This is a genomic window from Achromobacter xylosoxidans A8 (genome assembly GCF_000165835.1).
Lineage (GTDB): Bacteria > Pseudomonadota > Gammaproteobacteria > Burkholderiales > Burkholderiaceae_B > Achromobacter > Achromobacter xylosoxidans_B.
Genome location: NC_014640.1, coordinates 2,624,985 through 2,646,299, shown reverse-complemented (window position 1 = coordinate 2,646,299; position 21,315 = coordinate 2,624,985). Strand labels below are relative to the sequence as shown.

The window sequence follows — 21,315 nt, the reverse complement described above, 5'->3', positions numbered from 1 at the left end:
GCGGATCCGGCTTTCCTCAAACCGCCACGCTTTCCAGCAGCCAGTCGCGGAACACCTGCGCCTTGCCAGGCATGGCGCCCCGACCCGGCCACACCAGGTAATAGCCGAATTCTTCCAGCCAAGCGTCGCCGGCCAGCCTGACCAGGCGTCCCGCCGCCAATTCGTCCCGCACCATCGCCAGCGGCAGCAAGCCCGCGCCCTGGCCCGCGGCCACCGCCTGCAGCAGCAGGCTGCCATCGTCGAACGCGGGCCCCCTTGGCATGCCCACATCTTCCAGGCCCTGCGCCGCAAACCACAGTTGCCAGCCGCTGCGCGCCTCGTCATGTACCCGCGGCCAGCGCAGCAAATCCAGCGCGCCTGCCGGCATGCCCAATTTCGCCACCAGACCGGCCGACGCGACTGGCACGACCTCGACGGTCAGCAGATGTTCGCTTTGCAGCCCCGGGTAGCGGCCCAGTCCGTGGCGGATGGCAATGTCCGCGCCGTCCCGGCCGAATGCGGCCAGCGCGTTGCTGGTGACGATCTGCAGATCGATCTGCGGATGACGGGCGTGGAAGTCATGCAACCGGGGAACCAGCCAGGCCGACGCGAAGAACGCAGTGGTGCTGACCGTGAGTACGCGGCTCTCTGAAGGCAAGGCAATACGAGCGGACGCGGCCAGGATCTGGCGGAAGGCGTTGCGCACCGGCGGCAGAAACCCGTGTCCAGCATCCGTCAGCTGAATGCCGCGGTTCACGCGCTGGAACAGGGCCACGCCCAGATGCTGCTCAAGCGACTTGATCATCTGGCTGACTGCGCCGGGCGTCACGCACAGTTCCTGTGCCGCATCCTTCACGGACAGATGGCGGGCCGCGGCCTCGAAGGCGCGCAGCGCGTTAAGCGGAGGGAGTCGCGGAGCGGTCATGGCGCTTGCAATCAATTATTTAGTTTTTCTAATCCATTCAGGATAGAAATCGTGGTTTGTCTTGCAGAATTATAGGAATTAACTTGAACACTTCCTATTGAATCCAAGACAGATAAAGAATAGATGAACTATACGGAAATTATCAAGGAAACAGCCGGCCCGCACCACCTGGGCCTGCTCGCGCTCGCCGCCCTGATCCGGTCGGGGGAGGTCTCGCCGGTAGAGATCACGCTCGCCCAGTTGCGGCGCATCGAGGCCTTGGACGGCGAGCTGCGCAGCTATGCCTGCGTGACGGCGGCGTCCGCACTGCAAGAGGCGCAGGTGGCGGAAACCGAGATACGGCAGGGACACTATCGCGGTCCCCTGCATGGCGTGCCCGTCGGACTGAAAGACCTGTTCCGCCGCAAAGGCGTACCGACCGCCGCCGGCACCGCCATCCACCGCGACACGCCCGCGGATCACGACGCCACGGTGGTCCGCCGCCTGCGCGACGCGGGCGCGGTGCTGCTGGGGCAGTTGCAGATGACCGAAGGCGCGTACTCCGATCACCACCCGAGCGTCGCGCCGCCGCGCAACCCATGGAATGCGGACTACTGGACCGGTATTTCATCCAGCGGATCGGCGGTGGCGACGGCTGCGGGCCTGTGCTTTGGCGCGACCGCGTCGGACACCGGCGGCTCCATACGCTGGCCCTGCGCCGCCACCGGGCTGACCGGCATCAAGCCCACCTGGGGCCGCGTCAGCCGCCACGGCGTATTCGAACTTGCTGCTTCGCTGGATCATGCCGGCGTCATCGCGCGCAGCGCGCAGGACGCCGCAGTACTGCTGGAGGCGATCGCCGGCCCCGACCCGGCGGATCCGACGGCGCTGCAAGCGCCCGTCCCGCGCTACGCGCAGGAAGCCGAAGCGCCGATTGACGGCTTGCGGATCGGCGTGGATCCAGACTGGAACGCCAGCGAGGTCGATCCGCAGACTCAGCGCATGATGACGGCGGCCATGCAGGTTTTCGACCAGCTGGGCGCGACCCTGGTGCCGTTGCGCTTCCCCTCTGATGACGCCGCGCAGGCCGTGCGCGATTGGGCGCCGCTCTGCGCGGTGGAAGCGGCCCTTGCACACGCCGCCACCTATCCCTCGCGCAAGGCGGAATACGGATCGGTGCTGGCCGGCGTGATCGAGGCGGGCCACGCGCTGCCGGGCCTGGCCTACCAGCGCATTCTGTTGCGCCGCATGGCCATGCGCGGCCAGGTCGACGCCCTGTTCGCCAAGGTCGACGCGCTGCTGACGCCGGTACAGCCCATGCCGCCGCTGACCCTGAATGCTGTAAGCGTGCTGGGCCAGCAGCCCGCACTGGTCGAAGCCCTGCAGCGCTATACCTGCGTGTTCGACATGACGGGCCATCCCTGCCTGACGCTGCCCGCCGGCCAGTGCCAGGCAGGGATGCCGATGGGGCTGCAACTGGTGGCGGCGCATCTGGGCGAGCCTGTGCTGTTCCGGCTGGGCGCGGCATTCCAGGCGGCCACGGACTGGCACCTGTGCCGGCCAGCGACGTGAGGCCGACGATGAACATGCATGCGCAACACAGCGCCGCCCCAGCCTCCGCCGGCCGGATCTTCCACGGTTGGCGGGTAGTGGCCGCGGCCTTCGCCATTACTTTGCTGGGCTTCGGCAGCGCCTATTCCTTCAGCGCCTTTGTCGAAGCCTTGCAGCGCGACTTCGCCGCCACGCGCGGCGCGGTGTCGCTGGTGTTCTCGCTGGCGGGCTTCCTCTACTTCGGTTTCGGCGTGATCAGCGGTCCCCTGGCGGACCGCTATGGCTCGCGCCGCATGGCATGGATAGGCATGCTGCTGGTGGCGTTGGGGCTGGCGCTCGCCAGCGCCGCACAGGACATGATGCAGATCTACCTGGCTTATGGCCTGGGCGTCGGGCTGGGCGTGGGCTGCGCCTATGTGCCGGTGATAGGCGCGGTCCAGCGCTGGTTCCTGCGCCGGCGCGGGCTGGCCTCGGGGCTGGCCGTCAGCGGCATAGGCGTGGGCACGCTGCTGGTGCCGCCGCTGGCTTCCGCGCTGATAGCGCTGTGGGGCTGGCGCGCCGCCTATCTGGCGCTGGCGGCCGTGGTGGCGGTCCTGGGCTGCGCGGCGGCGTTCTGGGTGGAGAACTCGCCGCAGGACCGCGGCCTGCGGCCCGACGGCGACGCCGCGCCTGCTTGCGCAACGGCGGCATCCGCGCCGGCCGGCGTGCCGGTGCGCGCCGCCATCCGCAGCAAGGTCTTCGTCCTGCTGTACCTGGCAAGCATGGCTGGCGCCTTCGGCGTCTTCGTGCCCTTCGTGCATCTCATTCCGTACGCGCTGGATCATGGCATCGCGCCAGGACTGGCCGTGCTGCTGCTGGGCATGGTGGGCGTGGGCAGCACGGCGGGCCGGTTCCTGTTGGGCACGTTGGCCGACCGTATGGGCCGGCGCGCCTCGCTCGCCGCGATGTATGCCGGCATGGCCGCAACGCTGGCGCTGTGGGGCGCTTGCGGCCAGTTCTGGACGCTGGCGCTGTTCGCCCTGGTATTCGGCGCGTTCTACGGCGGCTGGGTCGCGTTGATGCCGGCGGTGGCCATGGATTATTTCGGCGGCCGCCATGTCAGCGGCATCATCGGCGCGCTTTACACCAGCGTGGCGTTCGGCACCTTGATCGGGCCGGTGGCGGCTGGCTATGCCTATGACCTCAGCGGTTCCTACCTGCTGCCCATTATCGCCAGCGCGGCGGGCAATGCGGTAGCGGCGGCGGTCACCGGCCTGCTGCCGTGCCAAGGCGCTACGCAGGCCAGGCCGGCGGAGGACGCGCGCCGCGCACTACTATAGGAGCCTCCGAAGCGCTTCCCGCCCCCCCATGTTCGAGACCTACCTCTCCCGCTGGCAACTGCTGCCCGACGGCGCCCCCATCGTCACCCGCGCGGCCCAGTTGCTGCCGGTGCGGCATCGCGGCCAGCCCGCCATGCTCAAGGTCTCGCACGAAGAAGACGAGAAACAAGGCGGCGTGCTGATGCGCTGGTGGGACGGCCAGGGCGCCGCGCGGGTGCTGGCCCATGACGGCGAGGCCATCCTGCTGGAGCGGGCCACGGGCACGCGCTCGCTGGCCGAATACGCCCGCAACGGGCGCGACGACGAGGCCACCCGCATCATCTGCGGCGTGCTGAAGGATCTGCATGCGCCGCGCGCCCGGCCTCTGCCCGCGCTGCGCCCACTGGAGGAATGGTTCGAGGAACTATGGCCCATGGCCCAAGCGCAAGGCGGCATCCTGGCGCACAGCGCCCGCCACGCCCGCGCCCTGCTCGACAGTCCGCGCGACCTGACGGTGCTGCACGGCGACGTGCACCATGACAACATCCTGGACTTCGGCGAGCGTGGCTGGCTGGTCATCGACCCCAAGCGCCTGCATGGGGAGCGCGCCTTCGACTACGCCAACATCTTCTGCAACCCGGATCTGGCGGATCCGGTTCCACCCGTGGCCATCGCGCCCGGGCGCTTCGAACGGCGGCTGGAGTTGGTAGTCGCGCAGTCGGGCCTGGAACGCCGCCGGCTGCTGCAATGGATCCTGGCCTGGTGCGGGCTATCCGCCGCCTGGTTCATGAGCGGCGGCGAGGATGCCACGATCGACCTGGACATCGCGCGCCAGGCACAGGCGCTGCTGGAACGCTGAATCCCGGCCGCTGCAAGCAAGACATCCGGTTTCATGCGGTAAGGTGTAGGCCCTGTTCCCACCCCTTATCTCTTCATTCCTGGAGTATCGAATGACCGGATTGTTCATCGTGGTGGCGGCGCTGGCATTTCTGATGCTGGCGGCGTATCGCGGCTACAGCGTGATCCTGTGCGCACCCATCGCGGCCATGGGCGCGGTGCTGCTGACCGACCCGTCGGCGCTGGCGCCCGTATTCTCGGGCATCTTCATGGAGCGCATGGCGGGCTTCGCCAAACTCTACTTTCCCGTGTTCCTGCTGGGCGCCGTGTTCGGCAAGCTGATCGAGCTGTCGGGCTTTTCGCGCGCCATCGTGCAGGCGGTGCTGCGCCTGATCGGGGCCGAGCGCGCCATCATGGCCATCGTGCTGGTCTGCGCGGTGCTGACCTATGGCGGCGTGTCGCTGTTCGTGGTGGTGTTCGCGGTGTACCCGTTCGCGGCCGAGATGTTCCGCCAGGGCGGCATCCCGAAGCGACTGATGCCGGGCGCGATCGCCCTGGGCGCGTTCACCTTCACCATGACCGCTCTGCCCGGCACGCCGCAGATCCAGAACATCATCCCCACAACCTTCTTCGAAACCACCACCTGGGCCGCGCCCTGGCTGGGCCTGATCGGCGCCTGCTTCACGCTGAGCGTCGGCATCGCCTATCTGGAGTGGCGGCGCAAACGCGCGGCCGCCGCCGGCGAGACCTATGGCACGGACCTGCGCAACGAGCCGGTCACGCCACCCAACGAACGCGAGCACCATCCGCTGATCGCGCTGCTGCCGCTGGTGGTGGTGGGCGTTGCCAACTACCTGCTCACGCGCTGGATTCCGGGCTGGTATCCAGCCGGCTCCGAAGTCGCGCTGCCTGGCCTGCCCAAGCCCATGCCCGTCAACGCCGAAGACCAGGTGGCGCTGTGGGCGGTGATGGGCGCGCTGATCGCGGGCATCGTCACCATCCTGCTGTTCTCGTTCCGCGGCATCAAGGCGCACTTCGCCGAAGGCAGCAAGAACGCGGTGTCCGGCGCGCTGCTGGCTTCGATGAACACGGCGGCGGAATACGGCTTTGGCGGCGTCATCGCCGCCCTGCCCGGCTTCCTGCTGGTCGCCGACGCGCTCAAGGCCATCCCCGATCCCCTGGTGGGCGAAGCGGTGGCCGTGACCTCGCTGGCCGGCATCACCGGCTCGGCCTCGGGCGGCATGAGCATTGCGCTGGCGGCGATGGCGCAGACCTTCATCGACAGCGCTCACGCGGCGGGCATCCCGATGGAAGTGCTGCACCGGATCGCCGCCATGGCCAGCGGCGGCATGGACACGCTGCCGCACAACGGCGCGGTCATCACCCTGCTGGCGGTCACCGGCCTGACGCACCGCCAGTCCTATGGCGACATCTTCGCCATCACCTTGATATCGACCACATCGGTCTTCCTGGCGATTGCGGTGTACTACCTGACCGGCATCGTCTGAGCCAGGCCGGCGGCGATGATCTCCGCCAGCCATTGCGTGAAGACGCGCACCCGCGCCGATACCTGGCGGTTCTGCGGATACAGCACCGACACGGGCATGGGCGCGGGCGGCGCGTCGGGCAGCACGATCTTCAATTCACCCGCCGCCAGTTCGCGTTCGACGCGGTAGCGCGGCACCTGCACCAGGCCCAGGCCGGCCAGCGCCGCGCCGGTATAGAGTTCCGCGCCGGTGACGCTGACCACGGCCCTGGGCCGCATCTGCACGTTGCGCCCATCGACCATGAAATCCAGCGGCAGGCTGCGCCCCGTGGCGCTGGACAGGTAGTCCACCGCGCAATGGCCCTCCAGGTCTTCCAGCCGCCGGGGCTCGCCGAAGCGCGCCAGATAGGCCGGGCTGGCCACCGTCACTTGCGGCATCAGCGCGATCTGGCGCCCGACCAGCGACGAGTCCTGCAGCGCGCCGGTGCGCAGCACGCAGTCCACCCCTTCGCGCACCAGATCCACCAGGCGGTCGTCCTCGCCCAGCTGCAGCACGATGTCGGGGTAGCGTTGCAGGAACGCGGGCAGGCCCGGCATGACGAAGAACCGGGCCAGCGTGCCCTGCGCATTGACCCGCAGCAAGCCCTTGGGCGAGGTATCCAGAAAGGCTCCATCGGCCTCTTCCAGATCCGCCAGCAGCCGCACACAGCGCCGGTAATGGGCCTCGCCATCGTGCGTGAGGCGCACCTGGCGCGTGGTCCGTTCGAGCAGCCGGGCGCCCAGGCGCGCTTCCATCCGCTTGACCAGATTGGTGACCGTGGGCCGGGGGATCTGCAGATCCTCGGCGGCCTTGGAAAAGCTGCGCCTTTCGGCGATGCGCACGAACACCTGCATTTCCTGGAACCGATCCATGCTTCGTCGCCCATTATTAATACAAATGAAATTATGTTAGCGAATATAGAGTAATTATCTTTTTTCTGGAATAGTTCAAGATACGCCTCACCCCCCTATCCAACCGGAGATACCACATGAACATCCAGGCCACGCAACGCATTGCGCTCGTCACCGGCGGGTCGCGCGGCATAGGCGCCGCCATCGTCCGCCGCCTGGCGCGCGACGGCCACGCCGTCGCCATCAACTACGCCTCCAGCGCCGCCGAAGCCGAGGCCCTGGCCGATGAAATCCGCGCGGCTGGCGGCCGCGCCCTGGCCGTGCGCGCCGACGTGTCGCAGGCCGCCGAGGTGCGCGCCATGTTCGACCAGGTCGAAGCCGGCCTCGGCCGCATCGACGTGCTGGTCAACAGCGCCGGCATCCTGAAGATGGTGCCGCTGGCCGAGACCAGCGACGAACTCTACGAACAGACCTTCGGCATCAATACCCGCGGCACCTTCAACACGCTGCGCGAAGCCGCCACCCGGCTGGCCGACGGCGGCAGCATCGTCAACGTGTCCAGTACCACCATCGCGCTCAACCTGCCGAACTACTCCGTCTACATCGCCAGCAAGGCAGCGGTCGAAAGCCTCACCCAGGTATTCGCCAAGGAACTGCGCGGACGCCGCATCACCGTCAACGCCGTGGCGCCCGGTCCCGTCGCCACCGAACTCTTCCTCAACGGCAAGAGCCCCGAGCTGATCGAGCACTACGCCAAGATGCCGCCGCTGGAACGCCTGGGCCAGCCCGAGGACATCTCCAACGTGGTGTCGTTCCTGGCAGGCCCCGACGCCGGCTGGGTCAACGGCCAGATCCTGCGCGCCAACGGCGGCGTCGCCTGAACCGGCGCATTCCAAAACCGCAGAACGCAAGCCCGCGCGCGGCCGTCCGGCCGCGCCATCCCTCATCCCTACGCATGAGCGCGCAGCCGCAGGCGCGCGCGCGGCGCATCGCCCGGATCGCCGCGAATTTGCGTGTATCCCTCATCCGTTTTACCCATGCCGCCATCGCCTGATGGGTTGAGCGGCCGCGCGCGCTGATTGCTTTTCTCCACTGATCACTCGGGCCTTTGACTTACGGACAAGTCTGGCCAGCTGGACGAGGTTTGCATGAGACGGAAGCCGGAAGGTCTGTATTAGGCTGACCCCGTAGTACTCCGACTCACCTTGATCAATTGGACGAAAGTAAATGAATCAACTCATTCATCCGGATTGCCACCCCTTCACCGCCGCGGGCAACCTGAAGCAGCTCTCGGCGTTTTATGAGGAGGGACGCCGGGTCATGTGGATGATGCTTCGCGCTCAACCGCGTCCGTGCTTCAACCATGAACTGATCGACGAGATCATGACCCTGGCGCGCGCCGCCAAGGACTCCGGCCTGCCCATCGACTTCTGGGTCACCGGCTCGCTCGTCCCTCAGATCTACAACGTGGGTGGCGATCTGAATTTCTTCGCGGAAGCCATACGCACCGGCAAGCGCGAAGCGCTGCGGGCGTACGCCCGGGCTTGCGTGGATTGCGTGCATGCCGCCACCCGCGGCTTCGACACCGGCGCGATTTCGCTGGCGATGATCGAAGGCACCGCCCTGGGCGGTGGCTTCGAGGCTGCGCTGGCCCACCACTTCGTGCTGGCGCAGAACACCGCCCGCATGGGCTTTCCTGAAATGGCGTTCAACCTCTTCCCCGGCATGGGCGGCTACTCGCTGGTGGCGCGGCGCTCGGGCATGAAGCTGGCGGAAGAACTGATCAGCACGGGCGAATCGCACACCGCCGAATGGTTCCATGGCAGGGGCCTGGTCGATGTGCTGTTCGAGCCGGGCGACGCCTACAAGGCCACCCGCACCTTCATCGACGTGATGCGGCCCAAGCTCAACGGCATGCGCGCCATGTTGCGCGCGCGCCAGCGCGTGCTGAGCCTGCCGCGTTCGGAGCTGATGGACATTACCGAGGATTGGGTCGAAGCCGCGTTCTCGATCGACCCGAAGGACCGCGCCTACATGGAGCGCCTGGTGATGGCGCAGAACCGCCGCAGTTCTTCCAGCGCGGAGTCCGCGCTGGAAGCCACCATGCATTGATGCGGTAAGGCGCTACCGGCTGCGTCAGGCAATAAGATGCAGCCGGCGGCGCTGGGCCAGCCAGGCGGTGAACTCCGCCGCAGGCATGGGCTTGGCATACAGGTAGCCCTGTTTGGCGTCCACGCCCAGGGTGTCGACGAACACGGCCTCTTCGGTCGTTTCCACGCCCTCGGCGATCACCTTCAGCTCCAGCGTGCGCGCCACGGCGACGATGGCGCGCGCCAGCGCCTGCGACACCGGGTTCTCGTTGACGCCGCGCACGAAGCTGGCGTCCAGCTTGATCGCGTCCAGCGGAATGCGGGCGAGCTGCGACAACGACGAATAGCCGGTGCCGAAATCGTCCAGATGGACGCGCGCGCCCAGTTGCCGGAATTGCTTGATCAGTTCGATGGCGGCGCCTTCGTCGTCGATCAGGCAGCTTTCCGTCAATTCGATGTCCAGCAGGCAGGGATCCAGGCTGGCGTCGTTGATGGCGCGCATGAAGTCGCTGACCACGCCCTTGTCGTTCAACTGCCGCGCCGACACGTTGATGGCGATGCGGATGTTCAGGCCGTCGCGCTTCCAGGCAGCGGCCTGCCGGGCCGCTTCGCGCATGACCCACACGCCTAGCGGCGAGATCAGGCCCGATTCCTCGGCATAGGGAATGAAGACGTTGGGGCCGACCATGCCGCGCTCCGGCGAGCGCCAGCGCACCAGGGCTTCGACCCCGTCGACCTCGCCGTTGCGCCCCGCCAGCTTGGGCTGGTAGTACAGCATCAGGTGGTCTTCGGCCAGGGCCTTGCGCAGATTGGTGTCCAGCCAGACGTAGTCCGCGTTGCGGCGGTCCATCTCGGGCTGGAACACGCGGTAAGTATGGCGCCCCGCTTCCTTGGCCACATACATGGCGATGTCGGCGCTGCGCACCACGCTGTCCAGGTCGGCGCCGTGCTCGGGATACATGGCGATGCCGATGGAGCAGCTGGTATAGACCTCGATCAGCCCCTGGCGGAAAGGCTCGCGCAGGCGCTCGATGATGCGCTGCGCGGTGGCCTCCAGCTCCCAGGTCTGGGCGGCTTCGTGCAGCACGATGAATTCGTCGCCGCCCAGCCGCGCCAGGGTCTGGCCTTCGGACAGGCAGGACGAGATCGCAACCGCCACCGACTTGAGCAGGCGGTCGCCGAAGCCGTGGCCGTAGTGGTCGTTGATGCGCTTGAAATTGTCCAGGTCCAGGAACAGCACGCCGCCCCGCCCATCCTGGCCCGCCGCCAGCGCCGCCTTCAAGCGCGTCGTGATCGCGTGGCGGTTGGGCAGGTTGGTCAGCATGTCGGTGTTGGCCAACACCCGCAGGCGCTCCTGTGCCTGGCGTTCCTCGGTGATGTCAGTGCCCGAGCAGATCAGGTAGACGCGCTTTTCGCCGCTGCCGCTGGTGACGAACTTGTTGCGGAACAGGAAGAGGCGCGGTCCCTTGACCGTATTGATGAGGCGCTCGGCCTCGTAGGACTGCCCGCGCTTGTAGAACTCGGCGATATTGCGGCGCGAGGCGATCGCCTCTTCGCGCGTCATGAACATTTCGAACACGCTGCGGCCGATGATGTCCTGCTCGCGCTTGCCGGTGTATTCCTCGCTGAGCTTGTTGAAGCGTTGCACCCGGCCGTTCTGGTCGACGATGACAATGACCGAGTTGGCCTCGGACACCACGGTCTCGGCGAAGGACAGGCCCTCGACCAGATCCTTGGCCACGGATTCGGTATCGGAATGCGCGGATGCGGTGCCCGCCCATTCATTCGGATTGATCTTGCGGCCCACCAGATGGAGCCGCAGCATGTCGCCGTACAGCGCGATGTCGATGCGCACGCTGGAAGTGATGCCGGTCAGGCTGCGTATCGTCTCGGCCTGTTCCGGACGCAGCGCCATCGCGATGTTGGCCGCGCCCTTGACCGCTGCGAGTTCGAACGCGTCGCTATCGGCGGACAGGCGCCAATAAGGACTGTGCGTTCCGAAATGCGTGTACAGAATCGACTTCTCGTCCTGGTCGTCTGTCATTGTTATCCCCCTTCTGCCGCCCTGGGAAGGCCCGCAAAGTACATTACGGCCTAGTCTATTCGGGGTCAACCACTGTATACAATCTCGCGCAGCCTTTGTTGCGGTTTATTGCGTCCCCATTGGTGGTTCATAGCGCAAAACTTTGCATGTGCAGCTTTTTCAGTGCGTCTTGCGTACTTGACACGCAAGCCTTGTTGCGTCTTTCGCGACCGCGCGCGCAAACAAAATCGCCGGGAGTTCCAGGCGGAACTTCCGGCGTATGACGTAAAGCCGCAACCTTGGGAGGTTTAGTCCCCCTTCACGCCTGCGTCGTCGATGACTTTGGTCCAGCGGGCCAGTTCGGCCGAGACGCGGGCGCCGGCGTCGGCCGGCGTGGTCCAGGTAGCGATGGCGCCCTGGTTCAGCAGAGAGGCCTTGACCTCGGGCTTGGCCAAGATTTTCTTCAGCTCGCTATTCAGGCGTTCAATCACGGGCGCCGGGGTATTGGCAGGCGCCACGATGCCGAACATCGAACTGACCTCGAAATCCTTCAGGCCCGCCTCGGCCGCCGTCGGCACATCCGGCAGCGCGTCCACGCGCGCAGCCGACGTCACCGCCAGCGCGCGCAGCTTGCCGGCCTTGATGCTGCCCTGCGCCGCGGGCACGGTTTCGATCATGCTGAGCACCTGCCCGCCCATCAGGTCGGTCATGGCCGGACCGCTACCCTTGTAGGGCACGTGCAGCACTTCCACGCCGGCGGTGCGCTTGAACATTTCAGCGGCCAGATGCTGGGGCGAGCCGTTGCCGGCCGAACCCATGGTGATGTAGCCGGGCTTGGACTTGGCCAGCGCGATGAATTCGGCCAGCGTTTTCGCCTGCACCGACGGGTTCACCACGAACACCAGCGGCACCGTGCCGACGATGGAAACCGGTGCGAAGCTCTTCTCCACGTCGTAGGTGACGCGGCCGCGATACAGCGCGGCGTTGATGGAATGGCTGGTCAGCGCGCCCATCAGCAGCGTGTAGCCGTCGGGCTGCGCCTTGGCCACCTGATCGGCGCCGATGTTGCCGGCGGCGCCGGCGCGGTTCTCCACGATCACCGACTGGCCGAGCGCGCCGGTCAGTTCCTGCGCCAGCACGCGGCCGATCACGTCGGTCGCGCCGCCGGGCGGGTACGGCACGATCATGCGGATGGGCTTGTCGGGGTAGGCGTCGGCGGCCAGGGCGGGAGCGGAAACGCCGGCGCACAAGGCCAGCAGGGAAAACAACACGGCGCGGCGCGGCCGCAGACGCAGGTCTGACATGTAGGTCTCCTGCCGGGATGGGTATAGGAATGAAACGGACGCCCGGCTCGTCAACCGCGCCAGTGTAGGTGCCGAAACTTGATTGAAGAAGCAGAATTTTTCTATCGACTGATCAATCAAAAAGATCAATCAATCGGCGCTGATAAATCGCTTGCCGCCGCTTTCAAAGGCTGGATATGATGCCGCCATCAGATTATCAATAATATTATCGAGATCAAAAATGAAGGACGAGAGCAACAAGGACGCGCCCGCAGCAGGCCCTTTCGACAGTGCAGGCGCGGCCGCGCGCGGCGTCGCCCGCGGACTCACCAACTACGGCGACACCGGCTTTTCGCTGTTCCTGCGCAAAGCCTTCATCAAGGGCGCGGGCTACACCGACGACGCCCTGTCGCGCCCCATCATCGGCATCGTCAACACGGGCAGCAGCTATAACCCCTGCCACGGCAACGCCCCGCAACTGATCGAGGCGGTCAAGCGCGGCGTCATGCTGGCAGGCGGCCTGCCCATGGACTTCCCCACCATTTCGGTGCACGAGAGCTTCTCCCAGCCCACCAGCATGTACCTGCGCAACCTCATGTCCATGGACACCGAGGAGATGATCCGCGCCCAGCCCATGGACGCCGTGGTGCTGATCGGCGGCTGCGACAAGACCGTGCCGGCCCAGCTGATGGGCGCGGCTTCGGCCGGCGTGCCCGCCATCCAGTTGGTCACGGGTTCGATGCTGACCGGCTCGCACCGCGGCGAGCGCGTGGGCGCCTGCACCGACTGCCGCCGCTACTGGGGCCGCTACCGCGCCGACGAGATCGACGCGGCCGAGATCGCGGACGTGAACAACCAGCTGGTCGCCAGCGTGGGCACCTGTTCCGTGATGGGCACGGCCAGCACCATGGCCTGCATCACCGAAGCCCTGGGCATGATGGTGGCCGGCGGCGCCTCGGCCCCGGCCGTCACCGCCGACCGCGTGCGCGTCGCCGAGAAAACCGGCGCCACGGCCGTGGCCATGGCCGCGCAGCGCCTGACGCCGGACCGCATCCTCACCGGCAAGTCCATCGAGAACGCCTTGCGCGTGCTGCTGGCCATCGGCGGCTCCACCAACGGCATCGTGCACCTGACTGCCATAGCCGGCCGCCTGGGCATAGACATAGACCTGGCCGGCCTGGACCGCATCAGCCGCGAGACGCCCGTGCTGGTGGACCTGAAGCCCTCGGGCCAGCACTACATGGAAGACTTCCACCACGCTGGCGGCATGCCGGCGCTGTTGCGCGAACTGCGCCCCTACCTGCACCTGGACGCGCTGACCGTGTCGGGCCGCACGCTGGGCGAGGAACTGGACGATGCCCCTGCCGCCTTCCCGCAGGACGTGATCCGCACGGCGGCCTCGCCCATCTACCCCGTGGGCGGCCTGGCTGTGCTGCGCGGCAACCTGGCCCCGGGCGGCGCCATCATCAAGCAATCCGCCGCCAACCCCAAGCTGATGGAACACGAAGGCCGCGCGGTGGTGTTCGAGGACGCCGAGGATATGGCGCAGCGCATCGACGACGAGGCGCTGGACGTCACCGCCGACGACATTCTGGTGCTCAAGCGCATCGGCCCGACCGGCGCGCCCGGCATGCCCGAAGCCGGCTACATGCCCATCCCCAAGAAACTGGCGCGCGCCGGCGTGAAAGACATGGTGCGCATCTCCGACGGCCGCATGAGCGGCACCGCGGCCGGCACCATCGTGCTGCACGTCACGCCCGAAGCCGCCATCGGCGGCCCGCTGGCGTATGTGCAAAACGGCGACCGCATCCGCCTGTCGGTGGCCAAGCGCGAGATCGCGCTGCTGGTGGACGACGCCGAACTGGCGCGCCGCGCCGCGGCCCGGCCCATGGTCCGCCCCACCGCCGAACGCGGCTACCGCAAGCTGTTCCTGCAGACCGTGACCCAGGCCGACCAGGGCGTGGACTTCGACTTCCTGCGCGCCGGCGTCACCCACGACACCGTGCCGAAGAAGTAGGCAGGCCCATGGACGCCGTCACGCCCGACGCCGCGCAGGCCGCGGTCGCCATCCTGGAAGAAGACATCGTCTTCGGCCGGTTGCACCCGCGCCAGCGCCTGACCGAAGACGAACTGATGGAGCGCTTCGCCCTGAAGCGCCACGTGGTGCGCCAGGTCCTCGCGGACCTGGAGACACTGGGCGTGGTGGAGAAAAAGCGCAACGTCGGCGCAGTGGTGCGCGCGTACTCGGTGCGCGAAGTCATGGAGCTGTATGCGCTGCGCCAGGTATTGGAAGTGCATGCCGCCAGCCAGATCCCGTTGCCCGTGCCGCAAACGCGGCTGGCGGCGCTGGTGGCCGTGCAACGCGAACACGATGCGGCGGTCGCCGACGGCGACGCGCGCCGCGTGTTCCGCAGCAACCAGCGTTTTCACCGCGAGTTCTTCGCCCTGCTGGACAACGCGGTGCTGGGCCAGGCCATCCAGGAATACGCCCGCCGCACCCATCCCATCCGCTTTGGTTCGCTGGCCGCCGCCGGCTACCGCGAACGCGCCCGCCAGGAACACTGGGCCATGATCCATGCGCTGCGGGATGGCGACCGGGAGGGGTTGATGGCGCTGTGCCGGGAGCATCTGCTGCCGTCGCGGGATGCTTATCTGGCGGCGGAACAGGCGCGATTGGGGGGGTAGACGGCCGCAATCGCCATTCTTGTCCATCGCACGGGAGGCCTCGACTTCCGTGCATGGACATGACGCCACTCCCCTCGTTTGTCATGTCCGCTTTCGGGCGGGCCCAGCGATCATTTCAGAACGTCCTATAGCCGCGTTGGCGGACACTGGAACATCTGGCGCCCCAAGCCCGGCATTCTTTATGGCAGCTTCAAGTCCACGGTACTTCCTTTCCAGTTGAACGCTCCGAAGCGAGCACATGCCCTCATTCCAAGCATGCACCATCTGTCTGGCGATCCATTTCCATCGCGGTTCATTCTTGGCCGCTTCTATGATCTCCTTGCCAACCTCCACAGCAGACTCACAGAGTTGTTCGACCATGTCCTGGTAATCTCTGGGCGAGATATCCAGCCGAGCGGTGCAAAATCGAGAGAGCGCTTTGCCCGGCGACCAGGTCTTCCGGCCAGCCACGGCCAAGCCTGGCGCGCTGCTGAATTGCGGATACGCCTGGGTCGTCACCACGTCATACACCGGCGTGTAGCGCACATCCCCAAGGGATGAGTAGTACACGGCAATGTTCTTGGCGTGGCAGTCAGCGTTTCGCACGACGTAGTTCGCAAGCGTCTGCCAAGCGAACAGCAAATTCTGCTGGCGCCTGATGGCAGACGGAATATATGCCCTGGTCGCGCTCAGCGCCCGCTCTGTCGACGGGCTGTATTTTTCGTGCGGCGGCAGGCCGAGCAGATTGCAGGCATCCTCCACCCCATAGGCAGGACGTCCTTCGGTGTCCACATCGAAGCGATCGACCACCAGGATCCGTCCGTCCGCGGACATCTGTGTTTGAACCACCGGCACAACGTTCAGGCGTGCGAGCACTTTCAATGTGTAGTGCTCGTTGAAACCCAGGAACTCGGTAGCCTTATCCGAACCTTTGATGATGTGCTGGGCAGTGCGCAACGTCGTCTTGCCTGCGTCCTTCCCCCCGCCCAACCGTTCCTCTGGTGCAAGAAATTTTGGCACCACGCCTGATACCGCACTACGCGCGTAACGGCGCACCAGCTCTTCAAAAAGGGCAGCGGATTTCTCGGCGGTGAGAAGCTCTTCAATGTTCAACGGACTGAGGTCGACACCCGGCGCTGCACCTTCCACAGTCACGGCCACCCGGCCGATACCGGCCGCTCCGACCACGGCCAACAGTGAAAGATCAGTCCCATCCAGAAGAGGTCCAAACAGTTCGCGGATCACGCCGAGCAGGTAGCCTTCAGGCAGATTCTGGCGAAAGAATGGATGCAGATCCCGTGGCCAACGCCACGCCTCTTGGCGTACCGGCATCGCCAGGCTGACGAATCCGCTGTCCGGCGTGCCCGGTTCATATTGAAGAACATACTCGTCAGCCTCGCGATAGAGCTTGGCGACCTGCTGCCCAAGAACGTACACGTCCAGCCGCATAGCTCACTCTCCGCGTCGCTGTTCAGCAAGTATGTCTTCAACGGTCCGGCCATGGCCGCGCTTCACGAATTTGAGGTCATAACCTGCGGCATCCAGCAAGCGGACCAGCGCGGACACACTCATGTCCCCACGCGCCACCGTTTCCATGCGTGTAACCGTCGTACGAGCAACGCCAGCGCGAGAGGCCAATTCGTCTTGGGACAGGCGATTCTGCTTGCGGACGTTCTTCAGCATTTCTGCCACATCACCTAAAGTCGTCATTTGTAGCCCCTGAGCATCAAAACAAGGACATTCTATCTATTTTGTAGCCCAAAAGGCACAAAATGGATAGAAGTAAACTATATCCGCCAGCCAACTATTCCACCCCACAGGGGCTACAAAATCAGGCTGACTCCCAGAATATGAGGCCCAAGGGCCACAAGGATCTGAGCCTCCATCGCACCGTTCCTCTCTTCGCCATGCCTACTCGGATTGCCTAAAATAGAATTCCTGTCCGACACCGGACGAGGGCAAGTTCAATCTGAAGACCGCCCCGCGCGGCCGCTTTGGAGTCGAACATCATGAACACTGCTCCTAGTGATCGTGTTTTCTCCGGATCCATCCCGCAGTTCTACCAGCGGTACATGGTTCCTCTCGTCTTCCAGCCCTATGCCGCAGACATCGCCGCGCGAACGGCGGCGCTGCATCCTGCGGCAGTGCTGGAAATCGCCGCAGGCACAGGCGTAGTGACGCGCCAACTCGCGGAGCAGTTGCCCGCCGGCGCGGCCATCGTCGCCACCGATCTGAACCCGGCCATGCTGGAACAAGCCCAGACGCTGGGCGCAAGCCGCGCCATCACCTGGCGCCAGGCCGACGCCCTTCAGCTACCCTTTGAGGACCAGTCCTTCAATGCCGTGGTGTGCCAGTTCGGCTACATGTTCCTGCCGGACAAGGCGGCGGCCTTTGCCGAGGCGCGCCGGGTCCTGCGGCCCGGCGGAACATTCCTGTTCAACGTCTGGGACCGCATCGAGGACAACGCGTTTGCCGATACGGTGGAACAGGCACTGGCGCGGCTGTTCCCCGGCGATCCTCCCAGGTTCATGAGCCGGATTCCGCATGGCTATTGCGACGCGGCCGTCATCAAAGCCGACCTGGCCCACGCCGGATTCACCGGCCGGCAGACGCTGGAAACCGTTGCCTTCGAGAGCCGCGCGGACACGCCCCGGACGGCTGCCATCGCCTATTGCCAAGGCACGCCGCTGCGCAACGAGATCGAGGCCCGCGGCGCGGGCATGCTGGAGCAGGCCGTCAATGTCGCGACCGACGCGCTGCGCGCGCGCCACGGCGCGGGGCCCATCGCCGGAAAGATCCAGGCGCATGTGATCACGGCGCAACGCAGCGCATAGCTGCGCGACGGTCATGCGATGAACCGGCGGCGGCCATTTGTCCTCGCCGCGCCGTCCGGGTTAAGCTTGCAACCCTCCCCCACATCCGCCGGAGCACTCAGAGTGAACAAGTAAATGCCGGGATGCCCATGCGCATCTTGCCTCCCCTCGCTGCCTGGCGCGCGAGCCGCATTGCTTGTTCCATTCTGATCTCACGCAGGACCCGGCCGCTATCGGCGCGCCGCGGATTGCCCCCTGCAAGGCTCAGGCTCGCGGATTCCGCGCATCGGCAGTTTTCCCCCTCCACAGAAGGAAAGCACAATGCCTGCGACCGACACCATCGATATCTATCACTACAACCGCGCCGCCTGGGACCGCCAGGCCGCGCAGCAATGCGCCTGGTCACAACCGGTAAGCGCCGAAACCATCCAGGCCGCGCGCCGCGGCGACTGGCAGGTGCACGTTACGCCGCGCGCCCTGCCGGCGGACTGGCTGCCGCCCATGAATCCGGCGCCGCGCATCCTGTGCCTGGCCTCGGCTGGCGGTCAGCAGGCGCCCGTGCTGGCCGCCGCCGGCGCCGAGGTGACCGTGTTCGACGCGTCGTCGCTACAGCTGGCCCAGGATGAAATGGTCGCGCGTCGCGATGGCTTGACGCTCAAGGCCGTGCAGGGCGATATGCGCGACCTCTCGGCATTTTCCGACGCGTCCTTCGACTGCATCGTGCATCCGATCTCCAACCTGTATGTGCCCGACGTGCGGCCCGTGTGGCGCGAGTGCTTCAGGGTGCTCAAGCATGGCGGCAGGCTGCTCAGCAGCTTCTACAACCCGGTGGTATTCGTCGGCGACCGCGCGCCGGAACTGGCGGAACAAGGCTTGATCCGCCCGCGCTTCAAGCTGCCCTACTCCGATGTGCGCGACCTGACTGCGCAGGAGTTGGCGCAGAAGCAAGGCCGGGGCGAGGCCCTGGTGTTCGGACACAGCCTGGGCGAACAGATCGGCGGCCAGCTGGACGCCGGGTTCCTGCTCAAAGGGTTCTATGAGGATGAACAGCCCCAGCCGCGCTTCCTGATCGACCGCTTCCTGCCGACCTTCCTGGCGACGCACGCGGTCAAACCCTGAGGACCAAGGGGCGCCGCCTGGCGCCCCTTATGCCTCACTTGAACGGGTTGGAATCCGTCCCGTAGGCGCTGGCGCCGTAACCGCTACCCCCGACCTCCAGCGAGACCGAACTCGGATCGACGACGGCGGCCGTTCCCTTGTAGTGCATCACCATGCCCGGGAAGGCCATCACGGCCGCGACCATCAGCAGCTGGATCACGATGAACGGCACCGAGCCCCAGTAGATCTGTCCGGTCGTGACGGGCTCGATCATCTTGCCCGTGACCCTGTCCTTGTAGCGGTCCCGTGGCGCCACCGATCGCAGGTAGAACAGCGCAAAGCCGAATGGCGGATGCATGAACGAGGTTTGCATATTGACTGCCAGGATCACGCCAAACCAGATCAGGTCTATGCCCAGCTTGTCGGCCACCGGCCCCAGCAGCGGCACGATGATGAACGCCAGTTCGAAGAAGTCCAGGAAGAAGGCCAGCACAAAGGTCAGGATGCTGACCACGATCAGGAAGCCCCACTGTCCGCCTGGCAAGCCGGTCAGCAGATGCTCGACCCACAGGTCGCCGTTGACGGCGCGGAAGGTCAGGCCGAATACAGTGGAACCCACCAGGATGAACACCACGAAGCAGGACAGCTTGGTAGTGGTGTCCATGGCCTGCTTGAGCAGGTCCAGCGACAGACGGCGTCGCGCCACCGCCATCAGGATGGCGCCCACCGCGCCCATGGCGCCGCCCTCGGTCGGCGTGGCCACGCCGATGAAGATGGTGCCCAGCACCAGGAAGATCAGCGCCAGCGGCGGAATCATCACAAAGGTCACGCGCTCGGCCAATGCCGACAACAGCCCCAGGCCCAGCGCCTTGTTCACCAGGGCAATAACGAAGGCGGTTGCGCCCCAGAACAGCAGCGCCACCACGATGCGCTCGTCCATCGGCGCCGTGTTGTTCTCGACCCAGAGGCCCAGGAAGTACGCCGACACGGCGGAAATCGTCATCAACACCAGCAGCGAACGTCCGCCGCGGCCGCCGTTCGGCTCCTGGAAGCGGCGCGCCTCTTCCGGCAGCGCGGGCGCGGAGTCCGGCTTCAGCAGGCTCATGATGACGACGTAGACGATGTACAGCCCGGCCAGGATGAAGCCAGGCACCATGGCCGCGCGGTAGATGTCGCCGATGGAGCGCCCGAGCTGATCGGCCAGGATGATCAGCACCAGCGAGGGCGGGATGATCTGCGACAGCGTGCCGGACGCGGCGATCACACCGCTGGCCAGCTTGCGGTCATAACCGTTGCGCAACATGATGGGCAGCGAGATCAGGCCCATCGAGATGACCGAGGCCGACACCACGCCCGTGGTCGCGGCCAGCATCGCGCCGACGAAGACCACCGCGATGGCCAGGCCGCCGCGGACCGAGCCGAACAGCTGGCCTATGGTCTCCAGCAGATCCTCGGCCATGCCGGACCGCTCCAGCACCAGTCCCATCAATGTGAAGAATGGCACCGCCAGCAACGTGTCGTTGGAAATGATGCCGAACACCCGCTGCGGCAGCGCCTGGAACAGCGAGGAATTGAGCAGGTCCAGCTCCATCCCGACCAGGCCGAAGAGTATGCCGTTGGCCGCCAGCGCGAACGCCACCGGAAAGCCCAGCAGCAGAAAGATGATCAGCGTCGCGAACATGATCGGCGCCAGATTGGCAATGAGAAACTCCATGATCAGCGGCCCTTGTTGTTCAGTTCGTTCTGCGCGGCCACTTCGCGCGCCTGCGCCTCGCGGGCGATTTCCTCGGCCAGTTCTTCTTCGGCGCTCCTGGCGCCCTCGCGTTCGCGAGGGTCGCGGCAGCGTCCCATCAGGAAGCCCACGCACTTGATCAAGTGCGACAGTCCGGCCAGCACCAGCAGCGCGAAGCCCACCGGAATCAGCAGCTTGACCGGCCAGCGGATCAACCCGCCCGAGTTGGAGGAATGCTCGTTGCTGAGGTACGAATCCATGAACACCGGCCAGGACAGATACATGATCAACAGGCAGGCCGGCATCAGGAAGAACAGCACGCCGAAGATCTCGATCCCGATCTGCGCGCGGCGCGACAGCCGCGAGGAGATGATGTCCACCCTGACGTGGTCGTTCTTCAGCAAGGTGTAGCCTGCGGTCAGCAGAAACATGGCGCCGAACATGTACCACTGCAGCTCCAGCCAGGCATTGGAGCTGTCGTGGAATATCTTGCGCATGATGGCGTTGCCGGCGCTGACCAGGACCACCAGCAGCGTGACCCAGGACACGATCCGGCCCATGCGCAGATTGATCGCGTCTATGCCACGCGACAAGGCGAGTAGTGCTTGCATCTGTTTTCCCCAGAATTGTTTCTAATCACGCACCTGCCCCAAACACAGCCCGTGG

At 65.8% G+C, this 21,315-nt stretch carries 19 protein-coding genes; 10 read left to right on the top strand and 9 right to left on the bottom strand.

Annotated elements, in window-relative coordinates:
- Positions 1-16 precede the first annotated feature (16 nt).
- Positions 17-904: a transcriptional regulator GcvA gene (gene gcvA / locus AXYL_RS12405; protein WP_013393137.1), complete on the bottom strand. Its 888-nt coding sequence runs from the start codon at positions 902-904 to the stop codon at positions 17-19.
- 123 nt (positions 905-1,027) lie between these two features.
- On the opposite strand from gcvA, the gene AXYL_RS12400 reads away from it, so the two are divergent.
- The 4 genes from AXYL_RS12400 (at position 1,028) to AXYL_RS12385 (ending at position 6,077) form a co-directional block, all read left to right on the top strand.
- Positions 1,028-2,455, top strand: a complete 1,428-nt coding sequence (locus AXYL_RS12400) for an amidase (protein WP_013393136.1) — start codon at positions 1,028-1,030, stop codon at positions 2,453-2,455.
- A gap of 8 nt (positions 2,456-2,463) precedes the next feature.
- Positions 2,464-3,753, top strand: coding sequence for an MFS transporter (locus AXYL_RS12395; RefSeq protein WP_013393135.1), 1,290 nt, complete (start codon positions 2,464-2,466; stop codon positions 3,751-3,753).
- Between the two features lie 28 nt (positions 3,754-3,781).
- Complete coding sequence (locus AXYL_RS12390) at positions 3,782-4,591, top strand: aminoglycoside phosphotransferase family protein (protein WP_013393134.1); 810 nt, start codon at positions 3,782-3,784, stop codon at positions 4,589-4,591.
- 91 nt (positions 4,592-4,682) lie between these two features.
- A complete protein-coding gene (locus tag AXYL_RS12385) occupies positions 4,683-6,077 on the top strand; it encodes a GntP family permease (protein ID WP_013393133.1) in 1,395 nt (464 codons plus the stop codon).
- Here AXYL_RS12385 and AXYL_RS12380 read toward each other — a convergent pair.
- Entirely contained in the window at positions 6,056-6,967 is a 912-nt protein-coding gene (locus AXYL_RS12380; RefSeq protein WP_013393132.1) for a LysR family transcriptional regulator, read from the bottom strand. The two genes, AXYL_RS12385 and AXYL_RS12380, sit on opposite strands and share 22 nt — an antisense overlap.
- Before the next feature lie 116 nt (positions 6,968-7,083).
- On the opposite strand from AXYL_RS12380, the gene AXYL_RS12375 reads away from it, so the two are divergent.
- Positions 7,084-7,827, top strand: a complete 744-nt coding sequence (locus AXYL_RS12375) for an SDR family oxidoreductase (protein ID WP_013393131.1) — start codon at positions 7,084-7,086, stop codon at positions 7,825-7,827.
- 68 nt (positions 7,828-7,895) lie between these two features.
- Here the strand turns inward: AXYL_RS12375 and AXYL_RS35070 are convergent, their stop codons facing one another.
- Positions 7,896-8,039, bottom strand: coding sequence for a hypothetical protein (locus tag AXYL_RS35070; RefSeq protein ID WP_158307665.1), 144 nt, complete (start codon positions 8,037-8,039; stop codon positions 7,896-7,898).
- 134 nt (positions 8,040-8,173) lie between these two features.
- Here AXYL_RS35070 and AXYL_RS12370 point away from each other — a divergent pair, with 134 nt between their 5' ends.
- Positions 8,174-9,058: a crotonase/enoyl-CoA hydratase family protein gene (locus AXYL_RS12370; protein WP_013393130.1), complete on the top strand. Its 885-nt coding sequence runs from the start codon at positions 8,174-8,176 to the stop codon at positions 9,056-9,058.
- Between the two features lie 24 nt (positions 9,059-9,082).
- On the opposite strand, the gene pdeR is transcribed toward AXYL_RS12370, so the two are convergent.
- Entirely contained in the window at positions 9,083-11,080 is a 1,998-nt protein-coding gene (gene pdeR / locus AXYL_RS12365) for a cyclic di-GMP phosphodiesterase (protein ID WP_013393129.1), read from the bottom strand.
- A 287-nt stretch (positions 11,081-11,367) separates the two neighbouring features.
- Positions 11,368-12,363, bottom strand: a complete 996-nt coding sequence (locus tag AXYL_RS12360) for a Bug family tripartite tricarboxylate transporter substrate binding protein (protein ID WP_013393128.1) — start codon at positions 12,361-12,363, stop codon at positions 11,368-11,370.
- A gap of 220 nt (positions 12,364-12,583) precedes the next feature.
- Between AXYL_RS12360 and AXYL_RS12355 the strand changes: the two genes are divergently transcribed.
- Both AXYL_RS12355 and AXYL_RS12350 read left to right on the top strand, forming a co-directional pair.
- Complete coding sequence (locus AXYL_RS12355; RefSeq protein WP_013393127.1) at positions 12,584-14,359, top strand: IlvD/Edd family dehydratase; 1,776 nt, start codon at positions 12,584-12,586, stop codon at positions 14,357-14,359.
- A gap of 8 nt (positions 14,360-14,367) precedes the next feature.
- Positions 14,368-15,027: a GntR family transcriptional regulator gene (locus tag AXYL_RS12350; protein ID WP_013393126.1), complete on the top strand. Its 660-nt coding sequence runs from the start codon at positions 14,368-14,370 to the stop codon at positions 15,025-15,027.
- A gap of 81 nt (positions 15,028-15,108) precedes the next feature.
- Here AXYL_RS12350 and AXYL_RS12345 read toward each other — a convergent pair whose 3' ends face one another.
- Positions 15,109-16,455 (bottom strand): type II toxin-antitoxin system HipA family toxin, encoded by a 1,347-nt coding sequence (locus AXYL_RS12345; RefSeq protein ID WP_013393125.1) that lies wholly within the window; start codon positions 16,453-16,455, stop codon positions 15,109-15,111.
- 3 nt (positions 16,456-16,458) lie between these two features.
- Positions 16,459-16,716: a helix-turn-helix domain-containing protein gene (locus tag AXYL_RS12340; protein WP_013393124.1), complete on the bottom strand. Its 258-nt coding sequence runs from the start codon at positions 16,714-16,716 to the stop codon at positions 16,459-16,461.
- 299 nt (positions 16,717-17,015) lie between these two features.
- Here AXYL_RS12340 and AXYL_RS12335 point away from each other — a divergent pair, with 299 nt between their 5' ends.
- Together AXYL_RS12335 and AXYL_RS12330 are read left to right on the top strand one after the other, a co-directional pair.
- Positions 17,016-17,840 carry a class I SAM-dependent methyltransferase gene (locus AXYL_RS12335; RefSeq protein WP_013393123.1) on the top strand — a complete coding sequence of 275 codons (825 nt, stop codon included), beginning with the start codon at positions 17,016-17,018 and terminating at the stop codon, positions 17,838-17,840.
- 300 nt (positions 17,841-18,140) lie between these two features.
- Complete coding sequence (locus AXYL_RS12330; protein WP_013393122.1) at positions 18,141-18,938, top strand: class I SAM-dependent methyltransferase; 798 nt, start codon at positions 18,141-18,143, stop codon at positions 18,936-18,938.
- Between the two features lie 34 nt (positions 18,939-18,972).
- Here the strand turns inward: AXYL_RS12330 and AXYL_RS12325 are convergent, their stop codons facing one another.
- Together AXYL_RS12325 and AXYL_RS12320 are read right to left on the bottom strand one after the other, a co-directional pair.
- Positions 18,973-20,631 carry a TRAP transporter large permease gene (locus tag AXYL_RS12325; protein ID WP_013393121.1) on the bottom strand — a complete coding sequence of 553 codons (1,659 nt, stop codon included), beginning with the start codon at positions 20,629-20,631 and terminating at the stop codon, positions 18,973-18,975.
- Between the two features lie 2 nt (positions 20,632-20,633).
- Complete coding sequence (locus AXYL_RS12320; protein WP_013393120.1) at positions 20,634-21,260, bottom strand: TRAP transporter small permease subunit; 627 nt, start codon at positions 21,258-21,260, stop codon at positions 20,634-20,636.
- Between the last annotated feature and the right edge of the window lie 55 nt (positions 21,261-21,315).

What these genes read in the sequence shown, in the direction of transcription:
- AXYL_RS12345 (WP_013393125.1), bottom strand. Translation starts at nt 16,455, where the DNA reads ATGCGGCTGGACGTGTACGTTCTTGGGCAGCAGGTCGCCAAGCTCTAT.
- pdeR (WP_013393129.1), bottom strand. Translation starts at nt 11,080, where the DNA reads ATGACAGACGACCAGGACGAGAAGTCGATTCTGTACACGCATTTCGGA.
- AXYL_RS12370 (WP_013393130.1), top strand. Translation starts at nt 8,174, where the DNA reads ATGAATCAACTCATTCATCCGGATTGCCACCCCTTCACCGCCGCGGGC.
- AXYL_RS12400 (WP_013393136.1), top strand. Translation starts at nt 1,028, where the DNA reads ATGAACTATACGGAAATTATCAAGGAAACAGCCGGCCCGCACCACCTG.
- AXYL_RS12380 (WP_013393132.1), bottom strand. Translation starts at nt 6,967, where the DNA reads ATGGATCGGTTCCAGGAAATGCAGGTGTTCGTGCGCATCGCCGAAAGG.
- AXYL_RS12360 (WP_013393128.1), bottom strand. Translation starts at nt 12,363, where the DNA reads ATGTCAGACCTGCGTCTGCGGCCGCGCCGCGCCGTGTTGTTTTCCCTG.
- AXYL_RS12390 (WP_013393134.1), top strand. Translation starts at nt 3,782, where the DNA reads ATGTTCGAGACCTACCTCTCCCGCTGGCAACTGCTGCCCGACGGCGCC.
- AXYL_RS12335 (WP_013393123.1), top strand. Translation starts at nt 17,016, where the DNA reads ATGAACACTGCTCCTAGTGATCGTGTTTTCTCCGGATCCATCCCGCAG.
- AXYL_RS12320 (WP_013393120.1), bottom strand. Translation starts at nt 21,260, where the DNA reads ATGCAAGCACTACTCGCCTTGTCGCGTGGCATAGACGCGATCAATCTG.
- AXYL_RS12330 (WP_013393122.1), top strand. Translation starts at nt 18,141, where the DNA reads ATGCCTGCGACCGACACCATCGATATCTATCACTACAACCGCGCCGCC.
- AXYL_RS12385 (WP_013393133.1), top strand. Translation starts at nt 4,683, where the DNA reads ATGACCGGATTGTTCATCGTGGTGGCGGCGCTGGCATTTCTGATGCTG.
- gcvA (WP_013393137.1), bottom strand. Translation starts at nt 904, where the DNA reads ATGACCGCTCCGCGACTCCCTCCGCTTAACGCGCTGCGCGCCTTCGAG.
- AXYL_RS12350 (WP_013393126.1), top strand. Translation starts at nt 14,368, where the DNA reads ATGGACGCCGTCACGCCCGACGCCGCGCAGGCCGCGGTCGCCATCCTG.
- AXYL_RS12395 (WP_013393135.1), top strand. Translation starts at nt 2,464, where the DNA reads ATGAACATGCATGCGCAACACAGCGCCGCCCCAGCCTCCGCCGGCCGG.
- AXYL_RS12325 (WP_013393121.1), bottom strand. Translation starts at nt 20,631, where the DNA reads ATGGAGTTTCTCATTGCCAATCTGGCGCCGATCATGTTCGCGACGCTG.
- AXYL_RS12355 (WP_013393127.1), top strand. Translation starts at nt 12,584, where the DNA reads ATGAAGGACGAGAGCAACAAGGACGCGCCCGCAGCAGGCCCTTTCGAC.
- AXYL_RS12375 (WP_013393131.1), top strand. Translation starts at nt 7,084, where the DNA reads ATGAACATCCAGGCCACGCAACGCATTGCGCTCGTCACCGGCGGGTCG.
- AXYL_RS12340 (WP_013393124.1), bottom strand. Translation starts at nt 16,716, where the DNA reads ATGACGACTTTAGGTGATGTGGCAGAAATGCTGAAGAACGTCCGCAAG.